Annotated in this window: 18 protein-coding genes; 7 read left to right on the top strand and 11 right to left on the bottom strand. The window is 68.3% G+C overall.

The genetic code is table 11. The features are described 5' to 3' along the window. Positions 1-16: 16 nt before the first annotated feature. The gene (locus AB3K92_RS37190) at positions 17-412 is read right to left on the bottom strand and encodes an acyl-CoA thioesterase (RefSeq protein ID WP_027789162.1); all 396 of its coding nucleotides are present in this window, start codon (positions 410-412) and stop codon (positions 17-19) included. Positions 413-586: 174 nt separating this feature from the next. Here AB3K92_RS37190 and AB3K92_RS37185 point away from each other — a divergent pair, with 174 nt between their 5' ends. Next, positions 587-2,458, top strand: coding sequence for an ABC transporter ATP-binding protein/permease (locus AB3K92_RS37185; protein ID WP_369466794.1), 1,872 nt, complete (start codon positions 587-589; stop codon positions 2,456-2,458). A 360-nt stretch (positions 2,459-2,818) separates the two neighbouring features. On the opposite strand, the gene murU is transcribed toward AB3K92_RS37185, so the two are convergent. Beyond that, positions 2,819-3,538, bottom strand: coding sequence for an N-acetylmuramate alpha-1-phosphate uridylyltransferase MurU (gene murU, locus AB3K92_RS37180; RefSeq protein WP_369466793.1), 720 nt, complete (start codon positions 3,536-3,538; stop codon positions 2,819-2,821). A 31-nt stretch (positions 3,539-3,569) separates the two neighbouring features. Beyond that, the gene (locus tag AB3K92_RS37175; protein ID WP_369466792.1) at positions 3,570-4,619 is read right to left on the bottom strand and encodes an aminoglycoside phosphotransferase family protein; all 1,050 of its coding nucleotides are present in this window, start codon (positions 4,617-4,619) and stop codon (positions 3,570-3,572) included. A 223-nt stretch (positions 4,620-4,842) separates the two neighbouring features. On the opposite strand from AB3K92_RS37175, the gene AB3K92_RS37170 reads away from it, so the two are divergent. From AB3K92_RS37170 to rsmA, 4 genes are read left to right on the top strand one after another with little or no spacing between them, the layout of a single operon-like run. Next, the gene (locus AB3K92_RS37170) at positions 4,843-7,203 is read left to right on the top strand and encodes an LPS-assembly protein LptD (protein WP_059708184.1); all 2,361 of its coding nucleotides are present in this window, start codon (positions 4,843-4,845) and stop codon (positions 7,201-7,203) included. Positions 7,204-7,254: 51 nt separating this feature from the next. Next, the gene (locus AB3K92_RS37165; RefSeq protein ID WP_027789167.1) at positions 7,255-8,613 is read left to right on the top strand and encodes a peptidylprolyl isomerase; all 1,359 of its coding nucleotides are present in this window, start codon (positions 7,255-7,257) and stop codon (positions 8,611-8,613) included. 11 nt (positions 8,614-8,624) lie between these two features. Further along, entirely contained in the window at positions 8,625-9,614 is a 990-nt protein-coding gene (pdxA, locus tag AB3K92_RS37160; protein WP_369466791.1) for a 4-hydroxythreonine-4-phosphate dehydrogenase PdxA, read from the top strand. A gap of 49 nt (positions 9,615-9,663) precedes the next feature. After that, on the top strand, positions 9,664-10,494 hold the full coding sequence (gene rsmA / locus AB3K92_RS37155) for a 16S rRNA (adenine(1518)-N(6)/adenine(1519)-N(6))-dimethyltransferase RsmA (RefSeq protein ID WP_027789169.1): 831 nt from the start codon (positions 9,664-9,666) through the stop codon (positions 10,492-10,494). 124 nt (positions 10,495-10,618) lie between these two features. Here the strand turns inward: rsmA and AB3K92_RS37150 are convergent, their stop codons facing one another. After that, positions 10,619-11,551: a DMT family transporter gene (locus tag AB3K92_RS37150; RefSeq protein ID WP_042976163.1), complete on the bottom strand. Its 933-nt coding sequence runs from the start codon at positions 11,549-11,551 to the stop codon at positions 10,619-10,621. A gap of 380 nt (positions 11,552-11,931) precedes the next feature. Between AB3K92_RS37150 and gloA the strand changes: the two genes are divergently transcribed. Further along, the gene (gene gloA / locus AB3K92_RS37145; RefSeq protein ID WP_021161200.1) at positions 11,932-12,321 is read left to right on the top strand and encodes a lactoylglutathione lyase; all 390 of its coding nucleotides are present in this window, start codon (positions 11,932-11,934) and stop codon (positions 12,319-12,321) included. Positions 12,322-12,426: 105 nt separating this feature from the next. Here gloA and AB3K92_RS37140 read toward each other — a convergent pair whose 3' ends face one another. Genes AB3K92_RS37140 through glyQ form a run of 5 tightly spaced genes read right to left on the bottom strand, consistent with a single transcriptional unit; the run spans position 12,427 to position 17,869 of the window. After that, on the bottom strand, positions 12,427-13,314 hold the full coding sequence (locus AB3K92_RS37140; protein WP_027789172.1) for a M48 family metallopeptidase: 888 nt from the start codon (positions 13,312-13,314) through the stop codon (positions 12,427-12,429). A gap of 46 nt (positions 13,315-13,360) precedes the next feature. Further along, a complete protein-coding gene (locus AB3K92_RS37135) occupies positions 13,361-14,125 on the bottom strand; it encodes a 1-acyl-sn-glycerol-3-phosphate acyltransferase (protein WP_021161198.1) in 765 nt (254 codons plus the stop codon). Between the two features lie 43 nt (positions 14,126-14,168). Beyond that, positions 14,169-14,732 carry a D-glycero-beta-D-manno-heptose 1,7-bisphosphate 7-phosphatase gene (gene gmhB, locus AB3K92_RS37130; protein WP_042976157.1) on the bottom strand — a complete coding sequence of 188 codons (564 nt, stop codon included), beginning with the start codon at positions 14,730-14,732 and terminating at the stop codon, positions 14,169-14,171. A gap of 10 nt (positions 14,733-14,742) precedes the next feature. Beyond that, complete coding sequence (glyS, locus tag AB3K92_RS37125; protein WP_059620592.1) at positions 14,743-16,842, bottom strand: glycine--tRNA ligase subunit beta; 2,100 nt, start codon at positions 16,840-16,842, stop codon at positions 14,743-14,745. A gap of 22 nt (positions 16,843-16,864) precedes the next feature. Continuing rightward, positions 16,865-17,869: a glycine--tRNA ligase subunit alpha gene (gene glyQ, locus AB3K92_RS37120; RefSeq protein ID WP_011885965.1), complete on the bottom strand. Its 1,005-nt coding sequence runs from the start codon at positions 17,867-17,869 to the stop codon at positions 16,865-16,867. A 321-nt stretch (positions 17,870-18,190) separates the two neighbouring features. Between glyQ and AB3K92_RS37115 the strand changes: the two genes are divergently transcribed. Next, positions 18,191-19,846: a hypothetical protein gene (locus tag AB3K92_RS37115; protein WP_369466790.1), complete on the top strand. Its 1,656-nt coding sequence runs from the start codon at positions 18,191-18,193 to the stop codon at positions 19,844-19,846. Between the two features lie 78 nt (positions 19,847-19,924). On the opposite strand, the gene lnt is transcribed toward AB3K92_RS37115, so the two are convergent. Next, positions 19,925-21,613, bottom strand: a complete 1,689-nt coding sequence (lnt, locus tag AB3K92_RS37110) for an apolipoprotein N-acyltransferase (protein WP_369466789.1) — start codon at positions 21,611-21,613, stop codon at positions 19,925-19,927. A gap of 52 nt (positions 21,614-21,665) precedes the next feature. Further along, on the bottom strand, positions 21,666-22,553 hold the full coding sequence (locus tag AB3K92_RS37105; RefSeq protein ID WP_021160150.1) for an HlyC/CorC family transporter: 888 nt from the start codon (positions 22,551-22,553) through the stop codon (positions 21,666-21,668). Positions 22,554-22,620: the final 67 nt, after the last annotated feature.

The raw sequence follows: 22,620 nt of genomic DNA, 5'->3' as shown, positions 1-22,620 counted from the left end.
TCGCGGCGCTCGCCGGTCAGAGCGGCGGCAGTTGCCGCGGCTTGCGGTCGGGGCCGGTTGCGACATAGGTAAGTGTCGCTTCGGTGACCTTCACGATTTCGCCCATCAGGCGCATGCGCTGCGCGTACACCTCGACGTCGACCGTGATCGACGTGTTGCCGGTGCGCATGATGGTCGCGTAGAAGCTCAGCAGGTCGCCGACGAACACCGGCTGCTTGAACACGAACGAGTTGACTGCGACCGTCGCGACGCGACCGTTCGCGCGCTGGCTCGCGGGGATCGAGCCGGCGATGTCGACCTGCGACATGATCCAGCCGCCGAACACGTCGCCGTGGACGTTCGCGTCGTGCGGTTGCGGGACGACGCGCAGCGCGGGCTGCTTTTGCGGGAGTTCGAGGGTCGAATCGGTCATGGCGGGGGCTTTCATCCTGTAAGAAACGTGCCGCCGTGCGCAGGCCGGCCGGCGAGGGCGCCGGCAGCGGCGCGAAGCGGCTTCTGCGACAATACAACGTTCGCAAATTGTACGAGAAAGTGCGCAAGCCGGCCGCCGATACACGCGTCGTGCACCGCCACAGAGACTTCCCCCATGCGCCGATTTCCCGCTTCCGGCGAGCCCGCGCCGGCTTCGACCGGGCCCCGCAACGACTGGCAGACCATCCGGTCGCTGCTGCCGTACCTGACCACCTACGAATGGCGCGTCGCGCTCGCGCTCGCCTGCCTGATCGGCGCGAAGGTCGCGAACCTCGGCGTGCCGGTCGTGATGAAGCGCATCGTCGACCACCTGTCCTACGTCCAGCAGATCACCGCGCTCGGCCGCGCCGAACAGTCGGCCGGCATCGTGCTCGCGGGCGGCGTCGGGTTGCTGGTCGTCGCGTATGCGCTCGTGCGGCTGTCGACGTCGCTGTTCACCGAGCTGCGCGAGATCCTGTTCTCGAAGGTCACCGAGAGCGCGGTGCGCCAGCTCGCGCTGCAGGTGTTCCGGCACCTGCACGGGCTGTCGCTGCGGTTCCATCTCGAACGCCAGACGGGCGGCATGTCGCGCGACATCGAGCGCGGCACGCGTGGCATCCAGCAGCTGATCTCGTATTCGCTGTACAGCATCCTGCCGACGCTTGTCGAGGTCGGGCTCGTGCTCGGCTTCTTCGTGGTCAAGTACGAGGCCTATTACGCGTACGTGACGTTCGCGGCGCTGGTCACGTACATCGTGTTCACGGTGAAGGTCACCAACTGGCGCACGCATTTCCGCCGCACGATGAACGAACTCGATTCGCGCGCGAACTCACGGGCGATCGATTCGCTGATCAACTACGAGACGGTGAAGTACTTCGGCAACGAGGAGTGGGAAGCGCAGCGCTACGACGAGAACCTGAAGCGCTACCGGAAGGCCGCGATCCGTTCGCAGAATTCGCTGTCGGTGCTGAACTTCGGCCAGCAGGCGATCATCGGCACGGGGCTCGTGTTCATCCTGTGGCGTGCGACGCAGGGCGTGCTCGCGGGCAAGCTGACGCTCGGCGATCTCGTGCTGATCAACACGTTCATGCTGCAGCTGTACATTCCGCTGAACTTTCTCGGCGTCGTCTATCGCGAGCTGAAGCAGAGCCTCACCGACATGGACCGGATGTTCGGGTTGCTGTCGGCCGCGAAGGAAGTGGCCGACCTGCCCGATGCGCGGCCGCTCGCGGTCGCCGGCGCGCAGGTGCGCTTCGAGCACGTGAATTTCGCGTACGAGCCGGCGCGGCCGATCCTGCACGACGTCTCCTTCACGATCGACGCGGGCACGACGACCGCGGTGGTCGGCCACAGCGGCTCCGGGAAGTCGACGCTGTCGCGGCTGCTGTTCCGTTTCTACGATCTCGACCGGCAGACGGGCGGCGCAATCCGGATCGACGGCCAGGACATCCGCGACGTCACGCAGGATTCGCTGCGTGCGTCGATCGGGATCGTGCCGCAGGACACCGTGCTGTTCAACGACTCGATCTACTACAACATCGCGTACGGCCGGCCGAGCGCGACCCGCGACGAGGTGATCGCGGCCGCGCGCGCCGCGCACATCCACGATTTCATCGAAAGCTTGCCGAAGGGTTATGACACGCCGGTCGGCGAGCGCGGGCTGAAGCTGTCGGGCGGCGAGAAGCAGCGCGTCGCGATCGCGCGCACGCTGTTGAAGGATCCGCCGGTGCTGCTGTTCGACGAGGCGACTTCGGCGCTCGATTCGCGCTCGGAGCGGGCGATCCAGCACGAGCTCGACCAGATCGCGCGGCATCGCACGACGCTCGTGATCGCGCACCGGCTGTCGACGGTCGTGCACGCGCAGCAGATCCTCGTGATGGATCACGGGCGGATCGTCGAGCGCGGCACGCACGACGAACTCGTGCGCGCCGACGGGTTGTATGCGCAGATGTGGGCGCTGCAGCAGCAGCGCGCGGCGGCGGGCGGGGAAGAGGCCGAGGCCGCGTAGGCGCGGGTATTGCGCGGTGCGCGGCAGGAACGGGCGGTGTGGTGCCGTCAGGGCCGGGGGATTTGGTGGAGCGTCGGCGACATCGGATCCTGGAGCTTGGTTCGGTGCCGATCGGTCGCGCACTCGGTGACAAGTCCGGGTATCGACTGCCGAACCGCCGAACCGCCGAACCGCCGAACCGCCGAACCGCCGAACCGCCGAACCGCCGAACCGCCGAACCGCCGAACCGCCGAACCGCCGAACCGCCGCTCAGCCGCTCAGCCGCTCAGCCGCTCAGCCGCTCAGCCGCTCAGCCGCTCAGCCGCTCAGCCACCTAGCCGCCTAGCCACCCAGCCGCCCAGCCGCCCAGCCGCGAAACGATCAGCCCGCGGCGCGCAGCCGCGCGTCGAGCTCGCCGAGCTGCGCGGGCGTGCCGACGTTCTCCCAAAACCCTTCGTACAGTTCGCCGCTCGCGCGGCCGGCTTCGATCGCCGCGCGATAGTACGGCGTCAGCGCGCGCCGCGTGCCGGGCGCGAGATCGCGGAACATCCGCGTGTCGTACAGGCCGATATTGCCGAACGTGAAGCGCGCGGCGCCGTCGAGCGCCAGGCGGCCGTCGTCGCCGAGCGCGAAGTCGCCGGCCGGGTGGAACGGCGGGTTCGGCACCATCACGAGGTGCATCGCCGGCGCGTCGAGCGCGGCCATCCGGGCGGCGCGCGGCGCGAGCGTCTGGTAGTCGAAGGCGCAGTACACGTCGCCGCTGACCGCCGCGAACACGGCCGGTTGTCCGTCGAGCTCGAGCAGCGGCAACGCCTGCGCGATGCCGCCCGCGGTTTCCAGTGCCTCGCCTTCGGCCGAGTATGCGAGCCGCACGCCCCAGCGCGACCCGTCGCCGAGCGCGGCCTCGATCTGTTCGCCGAGCCACGCGTGGTTGATCACGATCGTCTCGATACCCGCGCCTGCGAGCGCTTCGATCTGCCACACGATCAGCGGCTTGCCGCCTGCTTCGAGGAGCGGCTTCGGGCGGGTGTCGGTGAGCGGGCGCATCCGTTCGCCGCGCCCGGCGGCGAAGATCATCGCCGTCGTCAGGGTGGTGCTCATGTTCGGCCGGGTGTCAGGAGAGTCGGAACGATCAGAACGTATAGCCCACGTTGGCCGGCGCGTTGCCCTCGAGCTCGTCGAGCAGCTTCGCGAACGGTACGAGCGGGCGGTAGCGCAGCGCGACCTTGCGCGCATACGCGATGAAGCGCGGCAGGTCGTTCAGGTAATGGGGCTTGCCGTCGCGGTAATTGATGCGTGCGAACAGGCCGAGCACCTTGATGTGGCGCTGCAGCCCCATCCATTCGAGCTGGCGGTAGAACTCGCCGAAATCGGGATCGACCGGCAGTCCGGCCTTTTTCGCCTTTTCCCAGTAGTACGCGAAGCAGTCGAGCTCGAACTCCTCGTCCCAGCTGATGAAGGCGTCGCGCAGCAGCGACACGACGTCGTACGTCAGCGGCCCGTAGACGGCGTCCTGGAAGTCGAGGATGCCCGGGTTCGGCTCGCACACCATCAGGTTGCGCGGCATGAAGTCGCGCAGCATGAAACCCTGCGGCTGCGCGTGGGCGCTCGCGACCAGCAGCGCGAAGGTGCGGTCGAGCGTGCCACGCATTGCGTCGGTGACGGGCTTGCCGAGGTGGCGGCCGACGAACCATTCGGGCATCAGCTCCATCTCGCGGCGCAGGAATGCCTCGTCGAACGGCGGCAACACGTCGGGTTTCGACGTGAGCTGGAAGCGGATCAGCGCGTCGAGTGCTTCGCGCATCAGCGGTTTCGCGGCGGCCGGGTCGGCCGGATCGAGCACCGAGATGTACGGCGTGCGGCCGAGATCGGTCACGAGCATGAAACCCGCGTCGAAATCGTGGGCCAGCACGTCCGGCACGTGGTCGCCGGCCGTGGCGAGCAACTGCGCGACCTGGACGAACTCGCGGCACTTCTCGGGCGGCGGCGCGTCGACGGCGATCAGCGTGCCGCCGGCGCTCGTGGCCGACGCAATCCGGAAATAGCGGCGGAAACTGGCGTCCGACGATGCGGGCGCGAGGGTCGACAGGTCGAGCGCGTAGCGCTCGGCGAGCGGGTGCAGCCACGCGGTGAGCGCTTCGAGGCGGGCGTCGGGCTGGGATGCGGCGGATGGGGGCGTCATGAAACTCGGAGGAGGGGGGAACGTCTTGCCATATAATACCCCACGACTTTTTTGACGCACCCCGCGTCAGCTTTCCGCCGTGCAGGCCCGCCGCCTGTCGCGCCGCCACCCGATCGCCCCCCCGGTTTGCGCTCAGCCGCAGTCGCGGTGCGACGGCGCGGCCCGCCGTGCGCGAATGTGCCGCGACGGCGCGGTTGACAAGGGGCGATTCGCCAAACGATAGATGCCGCCCAAACCGCTATTCCCGAATGTTTTCCCCGGTGACGGGGTGCCGCGCAAACGGCGGCTCGCGCTCGCGCTCCTGGCCGTGCCCGGCCTCGTGCCGGCCGTGTCGTACGCGCAGCTGTCGGGCGCGGCCGCGCAGCCGCAGCCGCTCGACTCGCCGTGGGATCTGCGTCTCGCGCCCCAGCTCGAGGATCGCCCGCTGAAGGAGGGCGCGAAGCCGGCCGCCTTCGTGATCGCCGACCACACGAGCGGCACGGCCGAGCAGGATCTCGCCGCGAAGGGTTCGGCCGAGCTGCGGCGCGGTGACGCCGTCGTGAAGGCCGACGCAATCCACTACGATCAGGATACCGACATGGCCGATGCGTACGGCCAGGTCAGGGTGATCAATTCCGGCACGTCGTTTGCGGGCCCCGAGGCGCACCTGAAGATCGAGGCGAACCAGGGCTTCATGACGGCGCCGAAGTATCACTTCAACGTGACGGGCGGCTCGGGCAGCGCGGAGCGTGTCGACATGGTCGACAACGAGCGCTCGGTGTTCGTCAACGGTACGTATACCGCGTGCCAGTGCTCGACGAACCCCGCGTGGTACATCAAGGGCAGCCGCTTCGACTTCGATACGGGCGCCGACGAAGGCACCGCGCGCAACGGCGTGCTGTTCTTCCAGGGCGTGCCGATCTTCGCGAGCCCGTGGATGACGTTCCCGCTGTCGGGCGAGCGGCGCAGCGGCCTGCTGCCGCCGACGTTCTCGGTGAACTCGAGCAACGGCTTCGAGCTGACGCTGCCGTACTACTTCAACATCGCGCCGAACCGCGACCTGACGCTCACGCCGCGCATCATCTCGCGGCGCGGCGTGATGACCGAGGCGACGTTCCGCTACCTGTCGCCGTCGTATTCGGGCACGTTCACGGCCAATTACCTGCCGAGTGACCGGCTCGAGCACCGCAACCGCTACGCGATCTACTGGCAGCACCAGCAGAACTTCGGCGGCGGTTTCGGCGGCTACGTCTACTACAACAAGGTCTCGGACAATCTGTATCCCGAGCAACTGGGTTCGTCGAACCAGTTCATCAACGGGACGCAGACGCTGTACCAGCAGGAAGCGGGCCTCACGTACAACAACGGCCCGTGGTCGGTGCTCGCGCGCTACCAGCACTGGCAGACGCTGCCGCCGTCGATCGCGCCGTACAGCCGCGAGCCGCAGTTGAACGTGAAGTACACGAAGTACAACGTCGGCGGCTTCGACTTCGGCGCGGAAGCCGACTATTCGCGGTTCCGCATCACGACGGCCGACGCGACCGAAGGCGACCGGGTCGTCTTCAACCCGTACATCGCGTACGGCGTGTACGGCCCCGGCTACTTCGTCGTGCCGAAGGTCCAGTACCACCTCGCGTCGTACGACCTGAACTACCTGTCGTCGAAAACGCCGAACAGCCCGAAGCGCTTCACCGAGTCGATCCCGACCGTGAGCTTCGATTCGGGCCTGATCTTCGACCGCTCGGTGCGCCTGTTCGGCCAGGATTTCATCCAGACCCTCGAGCCGCGCCTGTACTACGTGTACACGCCGTATCGCGACCAGTCGAACGCGCCGCTGTTCGACACCGCGGAGTCGGACTTCGGCCTCGCGGAGATCTACCAGCCGAACACGTTCGTCGGCAACGACCGGATCGCCGATGCGAACCGCATCACGGCCGGCCTGACGTCGCGCTTCATCGATCCGCGCACCGGCGACGAGCGTGCGCGTTTCGTGATCGCGCAGCAGTACTACTTCGCCGATCAGCGCGTCACGCTGAATGCCGGGCAGAGTGCGGTGCTGGCGCGCCACTCGGACCTGATCGTCGGGGCCGCGCTGAAGCTCGGCTCGGGTTTCATGTCCGAGACGGCGTTCCAGTACAACCAGAACAACAACCAGCTCGTGAAGTCGAGCGTCGGTTTCGGCTACAGCCCGGGCGAGCGCCGCGTGATCAACGTCGGCTACCGCTATACGCGTACGAACACCACGCTCGACAACCAGCCGATCAACCAGTTCCTGGTGTCCGCGCAATGGCCGCTCACGCGCCGCCTGTATGCGATCGGCCGCTTCAACTACGATCTCGCCGGCGATCGCGTGGTCGACGGTCTGGTCGGCTTACAATACGACGCGGATTGCTGGGCGCTCGGGGTCGGGGTGCAGCGGGCGGCGAACGGCATCAATTCGTCCGGGCAGCAGAATTCGTCGACGCGCTTCATGATGCAGCTCACGCTCAAGGGCCTGTCGACCATCGACAACGGCCTCGTGTCCGCGTTCCGCGCCGGGGTGCCGGGCTACACGCCGCTGCCGCCGCCGCCGCCGCCGATGTCCCGCTTCAGCAACTACGAGTAACGCCGGCTTGTCTGCACCGGTCAGCACGATTTCAATGGAGTTCCAGTGGCAATGAAGAAAACCCTTCGTTTCGCGGCAGTCGTGTCCAGCCTCGCTGCGGCCGCCGCGCTGCTCGCCTCTGCGCCGGCCGCGGCGCAGGCGCTCGGTTCGCAAGGTGCGCAGCTCGCCGACGAAGTCGTCGCGGTCGTCAACAACGACGTGATCACCGGCCGCGAACTCGACCAGCGTGCCGGCCTGATCGCGCGCCGGCTGCAGCAGCAGAACGCCCCCGTGCCGCCGACCGACCAGTTGCGCGCGCAGGTGCTGAACCAGATGGTGCTCGAGCGTATCCAGGTGCAGAAGGCCAAGGACGACGGGATCCGCATCGACGACGCGACGGTACAGTCCACGCTGCAGCGCCTCGCGCAGGCGAACGGCATGACGCTCGACCAGTACCGCGCGCGTCTCGAGGCGCAAGGCGTGCCCTGGAGCATCTTCACGAGCGACGCGCGCACCGAACTGATGCTGTCGAAGCTGCGCGAGCGCGAGGTCGACGGCAAGATCACCGTGTCGGATGCCGAGGTCGCGAACTACATCGCGAGCCAGCGCGGGCCGAACGCGTCGCAGCAGCAGGACCTGCGTTTCCAGCACATCTTCATCAAGGCACCGACCAACGCGCCGCAGGCCGACATCGAAGCCGCGCAGAAGAAGGCTGACGCGTTGCTGCAGCAGGCGAAGTCGGGTGCCGATTTCGAGAAGCTCGCGAAGAACAATTCGGAAGCGAACGACGCGAAGAAAGGCGGTGACCTCGGCTTCAAGTCGCCGAGCGCGCTGCCGGCCGACGTCGTCGACGCCGCATCGAAGCTGCGCCCGGGCCAGGTCAACCCGACGCTGATCCGCGTGCCGGACGGCTTCGAGATCGTGCGTCTCGTCGATCGTCGCCAGAGCCAGGGCGCGTCGGCCGCGGCACCGAAGATCGTCCAGACGCACGTGCGCCACATCCTGTTGCGCGTGGGCGAAGGCAAGTCCGAAGGCCAGGCGCGCCAGCAACTGGCCGACATCCGCAACCAGGTCGAGGCCGGCGGCGATTTCGCGAAGTTCGCGCGCACGTATTCGCAGGACGGTTCGGCGTCGCAGGGCGGCGATCTCGGCTGGATCAGCCCGGGCGAGACCGTGCCGGAATTCGAGCGCGCGATGAACAACCTGCAGGACGGGCAGATCAGCCAGCCGATCCGTACCGAGTACGGCTATCACCTGATCCAGGTGCTGGGCCGCCGCGAAGCGGAAGGTTCGGTGCAGCAGCAGATGGATATCGCGCGTCAGGCGATCGGCCAGCGCAAGGCCGAGCAGGCGTATGCCGACTGGCTGCGCGAGCTGCGCGATTCGTCGTACGTGCAGTACAAGATCGGCGGCGTCGGCCCGGCGAACTGAGCGAGCTTCCGATGACCACGCCCGCGCTGCAGATCGCGATCACGACCGGCGAACCCGCGGGGGTCGGCCCGGAACTGACCGTGCAGGCGCTGCGTGATGCCGCGCAGCGCTGGCCCGACGCGCATTTCACCGTGCTCGGCGATGCGGCGCTGCTCGACGCGCGCGCGGCGGCCGTCTGCGCCGACCGGGCCACGCTGGCCGGCAGCGGGCCGGTGTCGGTCGCGCATCACGCGCTCGCCGTGCCCGCGCAGGCGGGCAGGCTGGACGCGGCGAACGGCCCTTACGTGCTCGGGCTGCTCGACGCGGCGATCGATGGTGCGCTGGCGGGCCGGTACGACGCGATCGTCACCGCGCCGTTGCAGAAGAGCACGATCAACGATGCGGGCGTGCCGTTCACCGGCCATACCGAATACCTGGCGGAGCGCACGCATACGCCGCGTGTCGTGATGATGCTGGCCGGTACCGGCCACCGGCCGCTGCGCGTGGCGCTCGCGACCACGCATCTGCCGCTGAAGGACGTGTCGGCCGCATTGACGGTCGACGGGCTCGTCGAGACGCTCGCGATCATCGATCGCGACCTGCGGCGCGACTTCGGTCTGGCCGCGCCGCGCATTCTCGTGACGGGCCTGAACCCGCACGCGGGCGAGAACGGTTATCTCGGCCGCGAGGAGATCGACGTGATCTCGCCGGCTCTGGCCCGCGCGAACGCGCAGGGCATCGACGCGCGCGGCCCGTATCCGGCCGACACGCTGTTCCAGCCGCGCCACCTCGCCGATGCCGATTGCGTGCTCGCGATGTTCCATGACCAGGGCCTGCCCGTGCTGAAGTACGCGACGTTCGGCGAGGGCATCAACGTGACGCTCGGGCTGCCGATCATCCGTACGTCGGTCGATCACGGCACGGCACTCGATCTGGCCGGCACGGGCCGCGCGGATCCGGGCAGCATGATCGCCGCGCTCGACACGGCCGTCACGATGGCGCGCCATCGCCGCACCGCGTGACGCGGCCCGGCTTTACCTCATTCGTCGTATTTTTCGTTTTACTCAGTCGATGTCGAACAGCAGACAGCACCAAGGCCATTTCGCGCGCAAGCGCTTCGGGCAGAACTTCCTCGTCGATCACGGCGTGATCGACTCGATCGTCGCGACGATCGGCCCCGCGCGCGGCCAGCGCATGGTCGAGATCGGCCCCGGGCTCGGCGCGCTGACCGAGCCGCTGATCGCGCGCCTCGCGACGCCCGAGTCGCCGCTGCATGCGGTCGAGCTCGACCGCGACCTGATCGGGCGCCTGCAGCAACGCTTCGGCGCGCTGCTCGAACTGCATGCAGGCGATGCGCTCGCGTTCGACTTCCGCTCGCTCGCGGCACCCGGCGACAAGCCGTCGTTGCGGATCGTCGGCAACCTGCCGTACAACATTTCCAGCCCGCTGCTGTTTCATCTGATGACGTTCGCCGACGCGGTCATCGACCAGCACTTCATGCTGCAGAACGAAGTCGTCGAACGGATGGTCGCGGAGCCGGGCACGAAGGCGTTTTCGCGTCTGTCGGTGATGCTGCAGTACCGCTACGTGATGGAAAAGATGCTCGACGTGCCGCCGGAATCGTTCCAGCCGCCGCCGAAGGTCGATTCGGCGATCGTCCGGATGATTCCGTACGAGCCGCATGAACTGCCGGATGTCGATCCCGGGCTGCTCGGCGAAATCGTCACCGCGGCGTTCTCGCAGCGCCGCAAGATGCTGCGCAATACGCTCGGCGACTATCGCGAGACGATCGATTTCGATGCGCTCGGCTTCGATCTCGCGCGCCGTGCGGAGGATGTGAGCGTGGCCGAATATGTCGGCGTGGCGCAGGCGCTGGCGAAAGTGCGCAAGGCCGCTGAGTAACGGCAGCGCGTGCGTCATGCGCGCGTCGCACGCCGGCTCGAGGTTCACGAGGCTGCCCAGGCGGGCAGCCTTTTTCATTTTCCCCGCGCCGTTTTCGTCGATGCCGGGCGGCCACCGGGTGTCGTTACGCGCGTCGGCGCGGCGGCGCGTTGACGAGCGCGATGCCCGTCAGCACGAGCGCGGCCGCCGACATGAAGCGCCAGCCGACCGATTCGCCGAGCAGCAGCACGCCGAACGCGACGCCGAACAGCGGCGACAGGAACGTGAACACGGACAGTCGTGACGCGCTGTAGCGCGTCAGCAGCCAGAACCACGACAGGTAGCTGACGAACGCGACGATCACCGACTGGTACGCGAGGCTCGCGACCGCGATCGGCGTGACGTGCGCGAACGACACCTGGCCGAACAGTGCGGCCAGCGCGACCAGCACGACCGCCGATACCGCGAGCTGGTAGAACAGCGTCTTGCTCGCGCTCGCCCGTGCGAGCGCCGTCGAGCGCACGACGACGGTCGTCGCGGCCCACATCGCGCCGCCGAGGATGCCGAGCGCGTCGCCGGCGAGCCCGGCCAGCACGGAGGCGCCTGGCGCGCGCGGTTTCAGGAAGCCGTCCGCGAACGCGAGCGCGATGCCGGCGAATGCCAGGCCGACGCCGGCCCACTGCGTGCGCTGCAGCCGTTCGCCGGGTGCGAACAGGTGGAGGCCGAGCGCGGTGAAGCACGGCGCCGTGTAAAGGAAGATCGCCATGTGCGACGCACTCGTCAGCGTCAGCCCGAAGAACACGCAGATGAATTCGCCGGCGAACAGCGCGCCGGCCGCGAGGCCCGCGCCGAACGTGCCGTCCGCCTGAAACAGCGGCGTACCGCGCGAGCGGGCCCAGCCCCACAGCAGCGCCGCCGCGATCACCGAGCGCAGCCCGGCCTGGAACATCGGCGCGATCGCGGCGTTCGTGCTCTTGATCGCGACCTGCTGGAAGCCCCAGATCGCGCACAGCAGCAGCATCAGGCCGACAGCGCGCATGTCGAGCGCGCGGCGCACGGGGGCAGCGAGTGCACTCATCGGCGAATCGCGCCGGTTCGGTGCGGCGGCTGCGGGATCGGGAGGGTGGCGCATCCGGCGCGCTCGAATCGGCGGTGTCGCACGGCAGTGTGGCGGTAAGGGGGAGTGGGTGGTCGCGTTCGGGCGGTGGATCGCATGCCCGCTTTTGGTGCGAGGTGGAAGGATGTTACCCGATCCGCACGGTGGGCGGGCGAGCAGGGGCGTGTTGTGTTCCGCCGTTGCCCTTGCGCCGGCAGGCGCGTTACCCGCCGGGCGCCCCCGGCCAGGCGCCCCCGGCCAGGCGCCCCCGGCTAGGCGCCCCCGGCTAGGCGCCCCCGACGAAGTTCACCCGACTCTGGTAGAGTTCCCGGTTCTGGAAAGTCCCCACAGGAGTACAACACATGCGATTTCTGCATACGATGCTGCGAGTCGGCGATCTCGACCGCTCGATCAAGTTCTACACCGAATTGCTCGGCATGAAGGTGCTGCGCCGCGACGACTATCCGGAAGGCAAGTTCACGCTCGCATTCGTCGGCTACGAGGACGAAAGCACGGGCACGGTGATCGAGCTGACCCATAACTGGGATACGCCGGCCTACGATCTCGGCAACGGCTTCGGCCATCTCGCGCTGGAAGTCGACGACGCGTACGCAGCCTGCGACAGGATCAAGGCGCAAGGCGGCAAGGTCACGCGCGAAGCGGGCCCGATGAAGCACGGCACGACCGTGATCGCGTTCGTCGAGGATCCGGACGGCTACAAGATCGAATTCATTCAGAAAAAGGCGCACTGAGCGCCGGATGAACCGGGCCGTGGCGTGCGATGCGCGCGGCGGCAAAAAAGGGCGATGCGGAGTGACCCGCATCGCCCTTTTTCGTGGGCGGCGAAGCCGTGCGCGTCAAAGCGACGGCAGCAGCTCGGGCGGGTGATGCTTGAGCGTGTGGCGCGCTTCGCGGAACTCGGGGAAGATCGACTCGACGGTCTGCCAGAAGGCCGGGCTGTGATTCATTTCGCGCAGGTGCGACAGCTCGTGCGCGACGACGTAGTCGATGATCGACATCGGGAAATGGATCAGCCGCCAGTTCAGGCGGATCTTGCCGTCGCTCGAGCAACTGCCCCAGCGCGTCGCGGCCGACGACAGCGCATACATCGAATACGTGACGCCGAGCTTCTCCGCGTACACCGCGAGGCGTTCACCGAAGATCCGCCGGGCTTCGCCCTGCAGCCAGCCCTGCACGCGATCCTTGATCTGCTGCATGTCGGCCTGCACGGGCAGCGGCAGCGAGAGCCGCAACGCATCGGCGTCGAATGCGACGGCGCCCGCGCCGAGCGCGATCGTCACCGTCTTGCCGAGATAGGGCAGCTGCGCGCCGTCGCGCCAGTCGATCTGCGGCAGCGCGCGCTGCTCGGTGCGCGTCTTCCACTCGGCGAGCTTCGCGAAGATCCAGCGTTGTTTCTCGGCGATCGCGGCTTCGATGTCGGCGAGCGTGACCCAGCGCGGCGCGGTGATCGACAGCCCGCTGCCGTCGATCGTGAAGCCGATCGTACGGCGCGCCGAGCGTTTCAGGCGGTATTCGAGCACGCGGCTGTCGAGTGCGAACGTCCGCACGCGCGAGCGGTCGGGCGCGGGGCCCGGATCGAGGGGCGCAGCGGGGGCCGCTTCGGTCGGCGCGGGCGGGGCGGCGGGCGCAGACGGTGCGGCGGCCGGCCCGTCGAAGAGCGGCAGATCCATCTGGCGATGATCGAGGGCCACGACGGCAGGCCGTGGCCGCGGACGCTGTTTCATCAGTTCGCTTCTTTTTGTCGTACGCAACGGCTGCCACCCGGGGGCGTCAGACACGCGCGGCATCGCGCGTGCCGGCGTTGCCCGCCTGGCGATACGAATCCGGATCGATCCGGCGCATTTCCGCTTCGATCCATGCTTCGACCTGCGAGTTCAATGCATCGGGCGTCAGCCCCTCGCTGGGGATCGGCTTGCCGATCGACACGGTGACGACACCCGGGAATTTCGTGAACGAGTTGCGCGGCCACACCCGGCCTGCATTGTGCGCGATCGGTACGACGGGTGCACCGGTTTCGATCGCGAAGCGCGCGCCACCCGTCTTGTACTTGCCCTGCTTGCCGACCGGCGTGCGCGTGCCTTCCGGGAACATGATCATCCATGCGCCTTCCGACAGGCGCTTCTTGCCCTGGCGGATCACCGACGTGAACGCGTTCTTGCCTTCCTTGCGGTTGATGTTGACCATGTGCAGCAGCCCGAGCGCCCAGCCGAAGAACGGCACGTACAGCAGCTCGCGCTTGAACACGTAGCAGAGCGGTTTCGGCATCAGCGCGGGAAACGCGAGCGTTTCCCATGCGGACTGGTGCTTCGACAGCAGCACGGCCGGGCCGTCGGGCAGGTTCTCGTAGCCCTCGATCCGGTAGCGGATGCCGTTCAGCCAGCGCACGACCCACAGCGTGGATTTGCACCAGCCGGCCGCCATCCAGTAGCGCGCGTCGGCGCGCATGAACGGAAAGGCGATGAAGCACGCGGTGGCGTACGGCACCGTGTACACGACGAAGTAGATCAGCAGCAGCAGGGAGCGGACGAAGCGCATCGGCGTAAGTCTGGCGTTAGGGAGGATGCGCGCGGCGGCCGCATCACTCGTGTTCGTGTGAAAGGAAATCGAGCGCGAACGCGCGCAGGTCGTCGTGGACCTTCGTGCCGGGCGGCAGGTTGCCGGCGGCGAGCGTCTTCTTGCCCTTGCCGGTGAGCACGAGGTGCGGCTGGCAGCCGACCGCGACGCCGGCCTGCAGGTCGCGCAGCGAATCGCCGACCACCGGCGTGTGATCGGGATCGATCTCGAAGCGCTCGGCGATCATCTGCATCATCCCGGGTTTCGGCTTGCGGCAGTCGCAGTGATCCTCGGCCGTGTGCGGGCAGAAGAACACCGCGTCGATCCGCGCGCCGACCGCGGCCGCCGCGCGATGCATCTTCAGGTGCATCTCGTTGAGCGCGGCCATGTCGAACAGCCCGCGACCGATGCCGGACTGGTTGGTCGCGACGACCACGCGATACCCCGCGTGGTTGAGCCGGGCAATCGCCTCGAGGGCGCCGGGCAGCGCGATCCATTCGTCGGGCGTCTTGATGAACGCATCCGAATCGACGTTGATCACGCCGTCCCGGTCGAGGACGACGAGCTTTCGGTTGGGGCTGGTCGGCATCGTGCGGCCCTTATGCGGCGAGCTTCGAGATGTCGGCGACGCAATTCATCTGCTGGTGCAGCGCGGACAGCAGCGCGAGACGGTTCGCGCGCAGTGCCGGATCTTCCGCGTTGACCATCACGTCGTTGAAGAACGTGTCGACCGGTGCGCGCAGCGCGGCGAGCGCCGACAGCGCGCCCGTGTACGCACGCGCCTCGAGCTGCGACTGCACGTGCGGCGTCACGGCCGCGAGCTGTTCGTGCAGCGCCTTCTCGGCGGCCTCGACGAGCAGCGTCGGCTGCACTGCACCGTTCGCACCGCCTTCCGACTTCTTCAGGATGTTCGAGATCCGCTTGTTCGCGGCCGCGAGCGCCTCGGCTTCCGCGAGGCGCGTGAATTCACGCACCGCGTCGAGGCGTGCGACGAGATCGTCGACGCGCGTCGGGTTCAGGCTCAGCACCGCGTCGATTTCGCCGGCCGAATAGCCGCGCTCGCGCAGCAGGCCGCGCAGGCGATCCATGAAGAACGCGAGGATCGCGTCGGTCGATTCGGCGACGCCCGGCACGCCTTCGAAGCGCGCATGAGCCGTGCGCAGCAGCGACACGAGATCGAGCGGCAGCTGCTTCTCGAGCAGCAGGCGCAGCACGCCGAGTGCGTGGCGGCGCAGCGCGAACGGATCCTTCTCGCCGGTCGGCGCGAGGCCGATCCCCCAGATGCCGACGATCGTCTCGAGCTTGTCGGCGAGCGCGACGGCGGTCGACACGGGCGTGGTCGGCAGTGCGTCGCCGGAGAAACGCGGCTGGTAGTGCTCGGCGCACGCGAGCGCGACGTCGTCGGCTTCGCCGTCGTGGCGCGCGTAGTACGTGCCCATCGTGCCCTGCAGCTCCGGGAACTCGCCGACCATGTCGGTCAGCAGGTCGGCCTTCGCGAGGCGCGCGGCGCGCTTCGCGTGCGCGGCGTCGGCGCCGATCGCGGGGGCGATCTCGCCGGCCAGCGCCTCGAGGCGCTCGACGCGCGCGAGCGCCGAACCGAGCTTGTTGTGATACACGACGTTCGCGAGCTGCGGCACGCGGTCGGCGAGCGGCTTCTTCTTGTCCTGCTCGAAGAAGAACTTCGCGTCGGCGAGGCGCGGGCGCACGACGCGCTCGTTGCCTTCGATGATCTCGCCCGGCGTCTTCGTCTCGATGTTCGACACGATCAGGAAACGCGAGCGCAGCTTGCCGGCGACGTCGGTCAGTGCGAAATACTTCTGGTTCGTCTGCATCGTGAGGATCAGGCATTCCTGCGGAACCTGCAGGAATTCGTCCTCGAAGCGGCACGGGTAGACGACCGGCCATTCGACCAGCGACGTCACTTCGTCGAGCAGCGACTCGGGCATCACGACGGTATCGCCGTTCGCGTGTTCGTTCAGCTGCGTGCGGATCGTTTCGCGGCGATCGGCGAAGTGCGCGATCACGCGGCCCTTGTCGCGCAGCGTGTCGGCGTACGCGCGCGCATGCTGGATCGCGACGAGGCCGTCGGACAGGAAGCGGTGGCCGAGCGTCGTGTCGCCGGCATCGACGCCGAATGCGGTGACGGGCACGATGCGGTCGTCGTGCAGCACCGTCAGGCGATGCACCGGGCGCACGAACTTCACGTCGGAGCCGTCCGGGCGCTGGTAGGTCATCACTTTCGGGATCGGCAGCTTCTCGAGCGTTTCGTCGAGCGCGGCCTGCAGGCCGTCGGCGAGCGTCGCGCCGGCTGCCGAATAGTTGATGAAGAACGCTTCGGCCTTGCCGTCCTGCGCACGCTCGAGATCGGCGATCGACAGGTTCGGGTGGCCGAGCGCCGCGAGCTTCTTCGCGAGCGGGGCGGTCGGCTTGCCTTCGGCGTCGAGCGCGACCGACACGGGCAGGACTTTTTCGCGGACCTGCTTTTCAGGGGCGACGGCGCGCACGTTCTGCACGACGACGGCGAGGCGGCGCGGCGTGGCGTAGCGTTCGAACACGAGTTCGCCGTCGACGAGGTCGCGTGCCGCGAGGCGTTGCGCGAGGCCTTCGGCGAATGCGTCGCCGAGGCGCGCGAGGGCCTTCGGCGGCAGCTCTTCGGTCAGCAGTTCGACGAGCAGGGGGGCGGGATGATTGTGCGTCATGTCTGGAATAAATCTCGTCTCGTCAGTCCTGATCGATCTTGCGTTCGACCTTGAGCGGCGGCGCCCATGCCGGCTGCGCGGCATCCTGGGCGTCGGTGGTGAGGCCCGGCACGCCCGGCGGGTTGCCGAGCATCGGGAAGCCGAGCTTCTCGCGCGAGTCGTAGTAGGCCTGTGCGACGAGACGCGACAGCGCGCGGATGCGGCCGATGTACGCTGCCCGCTCGGTGACCGAGATCGCGCCGCGCGCGTCCAGCAGGTTGAACGTGTGGCCGGCCTTGAGGACGAGCTCGTACGCGGGCAGCGCGAGCTGCGCGTCGATCATCTTCTTCGCTTCCGCTTCGTAGCTGTTGAAGAACGTGAACAGCAGGTCGACGTTCGCGTGCTCGAAGTTGTAGGTCGACTGCTCGACCTCGTTCTGGTGATAGACGTCGCCATACGACAGGCGGCGCAGCTCGGGGCCGTTCGGGCCTTGCTCTTCCCACTCGGTCCACACGAGGTCGTACACGTTCTCGACCTTCTGCAGGTACATCGCGAGGCGCTCGAGGCCGTACGTGATCTCGCCGAGCACCGGCTTGCAGTCGAGGCCGCCGACCTGCTGGAAATACGTGAACTGCGTGACTTCCATCCCGTTTAGCCACACTTCCCAGCCGAGGCCCCACGCGCCGAGCGTCGGGTTTTCCCAGTCGTCCTCGACGAAGCGCACGTCGTTCTGCTGCAGGTCGAAGCCGAGCGCCTCGAGCGAGCCGAGGTACAGGTCGAGGATGTTTTCCGGTGCCGGCTTGAGCACGACCTGGTACTGGTAGTAGTGCTGCAGGCGGTTCGGGTTCTCGCCGTAGCGGCCGTCCTTCGGGCGGCGCGACGGCTGCACGTACGCGGCGCGCCACGGCTCGGGGCCGACCGCGCGCAGGAACGTGTGCACGTGCGACGTGCCTGCACCGACTTCCATGTCGATGGGCTGGAGCAGGGCGCAACCCTGCTTGTCCCAGTAGGACTGCAGCGTCAGGATGATTTGCTGAAACGTAAGCATGAAGAGCCTTCGTGGCGCTGGCGCTCCGTTGCGGGCGGCGCTCCGGGCGGGGCCCGGAGGGTCGGCTCGCGCGGCGGCGCGGCTTGTTAGTGTGCTGAAACGCGTAATTTTACCGGATCGGCGAGCGGATGCGGCCGGAACGCGGGCGGGCGTGCCGTCGGCCCCGTCCGGGCGGCCTGCGCGGGCATGGTCGGCGCGCGCCGGGCGGCCGCGCGCGACAGGTCGCGACGCGCGTGCCGCATGGCTTCGCACGGGCGTTAAGATGCGCGTATTGCGGTGCGCGCGACGCGTGCCGCGCCACCGCTTGCCGATCCCGACTGCATGGACGAACTGACCGACATCCTCATTCCGCTGCTTCCGCCCTTCCTCGCGCTGCTCGGGCAGGCCGCCGACGCGCAGGCGCGCGGCGAGGCCGCCGCGCACGATCTGTGGCTGGCCGCCGCCGCGCACCTGCATGCGGTCGACGCCGATGCGCTCGCGCAGCTCACCGGCGCACTCGTCACGCGGCAGCGCACGGCCGATGCGGTCGCGCTCGCCGAATGCACGGCGCGCGTGCAGCCGGGCGCGACCGCGTACTTCAATCTCGGCTACGCGCTGCAGATGGCCGGTCGTCACGCGGACGCCGTGGCGCCGTATCGCGCGGCGCTGGCGCTCGATGCCGAGCGGCCGTCGCTGCGCAACAACCTCGCGATCGCGCTGCGGCTGTCGGGCAGCGACCGCGCGGAGGAGATCGCGCTGCTCGACGCGGCCGTGCGCGCCGATCCGTGCGACGTGCAGGCATGGATCAACCTCGTCGTCGCGCGGATCGCGACGCACGACCTGGACGGCGCGCTCGCGTGCGCCGCGCGGCTCGTGGAGCTCGCGCCCGACAACGCGCTCGCGATGAACAACGTCGCGATGGCGATGAAGGAGGCGCAGCGCTGGGACGATGCCGAGCGCTGCGCGGCGCGCGCGTGCGAGCTGGCGCCCGACGACGCGTCCTACCGTTTCAACCTGGCGATCATCCAGCTCGTGCGCGGCAACCACGCGGCCGGCTGGCGCGGCCACGAGGCGCGCTGGGACGGCGCGGGCGAGTTGCGCGGCCGCCGGCCGGTGTTGCCGGGCCCGCGCTGGCAGGGCGAGCCGCTCGCCGGCAAGACGCTGCTCGTGTGGGGCGAGCAGGGGCTCGGCGACGTGCTGCAGTTCTGCCGCTTCGTCGCGCCGCTCGCCGAGCGCGTGCATCGCGAGGGCGGCCGGCTCATATGGAACACGTTCCCGCAGGTGGGCACGCTGATGCAGCGCAGCCTCGGCGCGCATGCGGATGCGTTCAGCGCGGGTGGCGGCGTCGACGTGCTGCCCGCCTTCGATTACGAAATACCGCTGATCGGCCTGCCGCTGATGCTCGGCATGGAAGCGTCGACGCTCGCGTCGTCGGTGCCGTACCTGCATGCCGATCCGGCTGCGCGCGACGCGTGGCGCGCGCGGCTCGCGGGCGACAGCCGGCTGAAGGTCGGGCTCGTGTGGACGGGGAGCGCGGGGCACCAGCGCAATCCGTTCCGGCGCGTCGGGCTCGAGCGTTATGCCGACGCATTCCGCGGGATCGACGGCGTCGCGTTTCATTCGCTGCAGCCGGGTGCGCAGGCGGATGTCGCGGCGGCGCGCGCGGCCGGCTTCGCGATCGAGGACTTCACGGCGGAACTGACGAGCTTCGACGATACGGCCGCGTTCATCGGCGCGCTGGATCTCGTGATCACCGTGTGCACGTCGGTCGCGCACCTGGCGGGCGCGCTCGGCGCGCGCACGTGGGTGCTGCTCGACGTGAATCCGCACTGGCCGTGGTTGCTCGAACGCACGGACAGCCCGTGGTACCCGAGCGCGACCCTGTACCGGCAGCCGGCGTTCGGCGCGTGGGAGCCCGTGATGGATGCGGTGAGCCGCGACCTGCGGCGCCTGTCTGCGCAGCCGGTTCAGGCGGCGGAGTCGGCCCGGCGGGCCTGAGCGGCCGGCCGGTTCGCGGTCAACGGCCGCTGCATGCGGCGGCCGCCACCACGCGCTGCGCGGTGGCGGCGTGCCGCATCATTTCGGCGGGGCGTCGCCGTTGTTCCTGCCGTTGCGCCGGCGCAGCCCGGGGCCGAACGTGAAGCCGAACGCGAGCAGCACCAGCGACACCGCGAGCACGATGTTGTTGCCGCTCGTCACGTAAGGCGTGAAGCCGCTCGTGCCTTCGATCCGCACGTCGAGCGAGCCGATCGTGAACGGCTTCAGCTGGCCGAGCACGCGGCCGCGCGCATCGATCGCGGCCGTCATCCCGGTGTTGGTCGAGCGCAGCATCGGCCGGCCCGTCTCGAGCGAGCGCATCCGTGCGATCTGCAGGTGCTGGTCGAGTGCGATCGTGTCGCCGAACCACGCGAGGTTCGTCACGTTGACGAGCACGCCCGGCGGCTGCGGGTTGTCGCGGATCGTCGCGGCGATTTCCTCGCCGAACAAGTCCTCGTAGCAGATGTCGGCCATCACCGGCTGGTTGTGCACGAGGAACGGCTTCTGCACCGGCGCGCCGCGCGCGAAGTCGCCGAGCGGCATCTTCATCAGGTCGACGAACCACCGGAAACCCCACGGGATGAATTCGCCGAACGGCACGAGGTGGTGCTTGTCGTAGTGATAGATGTCGCGCGAATTCGGCGTCACGCCGTACAGGCTGTTCGTATAGTCGACGTAGTGGCCGTCCTCGGTCACCGATGCGCCGACCGCGCCGAACAGCACGGCCGAGCCCGTCGTGTCGCTGAACTTGCGGATCGCGACGGCGAACGGCTCGGGCAATTCCTGGATCATCACCGCGATCGCGGTTTCGGGCGTGACGATCAGGTCGGCCGGCTTCTCGACGATCATCTGCGTGTACATCTTGATCGCCGCGTCGATGCCCGCTTCCTCGAACTTGATGTCCTGCTTCACGTTGCCCTGCAGCAGCCGCACGGTGAGCGGCGCGTTCGCGGGCACGGTCCACGTGACCTGCGACAGCCCGAGACCGGCCGCGATCAGCGCGACCGCGATGCCGGCCGGCGCGGCGATGCGCACACGCGCATTGCCGGCACGGGGTTCGGCGAGCGGCGACGGCCGGGCGGCGGCGAGCGCCTGTACGACGAGCGCGGCAAACAAGGCCAGCACCCACGCGATCCCGTACACCCCGGCGACCGGCGCGAAGCCCGCGAACGGGCCGTCGACCTGCGGATAGCCGCTTGCGAGCCAAGGGAAGCCGGTGAAGACGGTGCCGCGCAGCCATTCGCCGAGTGCCCATGCGCTCGCGAATGCGAATGCGCCGTGCCAGGTCGGTGAAAACGGCCGCGGGTCGGGCGTGCGGCGATGCCACGCGTGGCCTGCGCAGAACGACCACAGCCCGGCGGAGAACGCCGGGTACAGCGACAGGTACAGCGAGAACAGCACGAGCGCGCCGCCCGCGAGCGGCGCGGCCATCTCGCCGTAGACGTGCATGCTGATGTAGAGCCACCAGATGCCGCTGATGAAGTTGCCGAAGCCGAACGCGCCGCCGGTGAGCGCGGCACTGCGCCAGCTTGTGGTGCGCGTGAGCTGCGCGAAAAACCAGACGAATACGACGAGTTGCAGCCAGCCGCCATGCGGCGTCGGCGCGAAGCTGAGCGTATTGGCGGCGCCGGCGAGCAGCGCGGCCGGGTAGTGCCAGCGCGGCAGCGCGCGCCCGGGAGGCGGCGCGAGAAGACCGCCAGCCGGGCGGGACAGGATCGGATCGTCCATGTGAAGCGAAGGTGGGCGAGCGGTTGTGGAACGCGCGGCTGGCGCGCGACGGTCAGTCCTCGTGCGAGGTTTCGGCGCGACGGCTCGCGAGCGGATTGCGGCGCACCAGCAGCACGTGGACCTGGCGCGCATCGCCGCGCTGGATCTCGAACACGAGGTTGCCGAGCTGCAGCTTCTCGCCGCGATGCGGGACGCGGCCGAAATGATGCGTGATCAGCCCGCCGATCGTATCGACTTCGTCATCCGGGAAATCGGTGCCGAACGTCTCGTTGAACTGTTCGATCTCGGTAAGCGCACGCACGCGGTAGCGGCCGTCGGGCCCCGAGATGATGTTGCCGGCTTCCTCGTCGAAATCGTATTCGTCCTCGATGTCGCCGACGATCTGCTCGAGCACGTCCTCGATCGTGATCAGGCCCGCGACGCCGCCGTATTCGTCGACGACGATCGCAAGGTGGTTGCGGTTCACGCGGAAGTCGTGCAGCAGCACGTTCAGGCGCTTCGATTCGGGAATGAACACGGCCGGGCGCAGCATCCCGCGCACGTCGAATTCCTCTTCGGCGTAGAAACGCAGCAGATCCTTCGCGAGCAGCACGCCAATGACGTTGTCGCGGTTCTCCTCGTACACGGGGTAGCGCGAGTGCGCCTTTTCGAGGACGAACGGGATGAAATCCTCGGGCTTGTCGGCGATGTTGATCGCGTCCATCTGTGCGCGCGGCACCATGATGTCGCGCGCGCACAGGTCGGACACCTGGAACACGCCTTCGATCATCGACAGCGAATCGGCGTCGATCAGGTTGCGTTCGTGGGCGTCCTGGAGGATTTCCAGCAGCTCGCCGCGGGATTCGGGCTCGGGCGAGATGAAGTCGGTCAGGCGCTCGAGCAGCGAGCGCTTTTCTTGCGGTTTGTCGGTTGGCTTACGACTGGGATACGAATCGTTCATGGTGGTGCGCCCGGGTCATGCCGGAGCGCGCTGTCACGGAGTAGGCAAGGATACACCAAGGGCACGA

It is taken from the genome of Burkholderia sp. Bmkn7 (assembly GCF_041103175.1).
Taxonomy (GTDB): Bacteria; Pseudomonadota; Gammaproteobacteria; order Burkholderiales; family Burkholderiaceae; genus Burkholderia; species Burkholderia cepacia.
The sequence above is the reverse complement of the archived record's forward strand: the minus strand, read 5'-3'. Positions and strand labels throughout refer to the sequence as shown.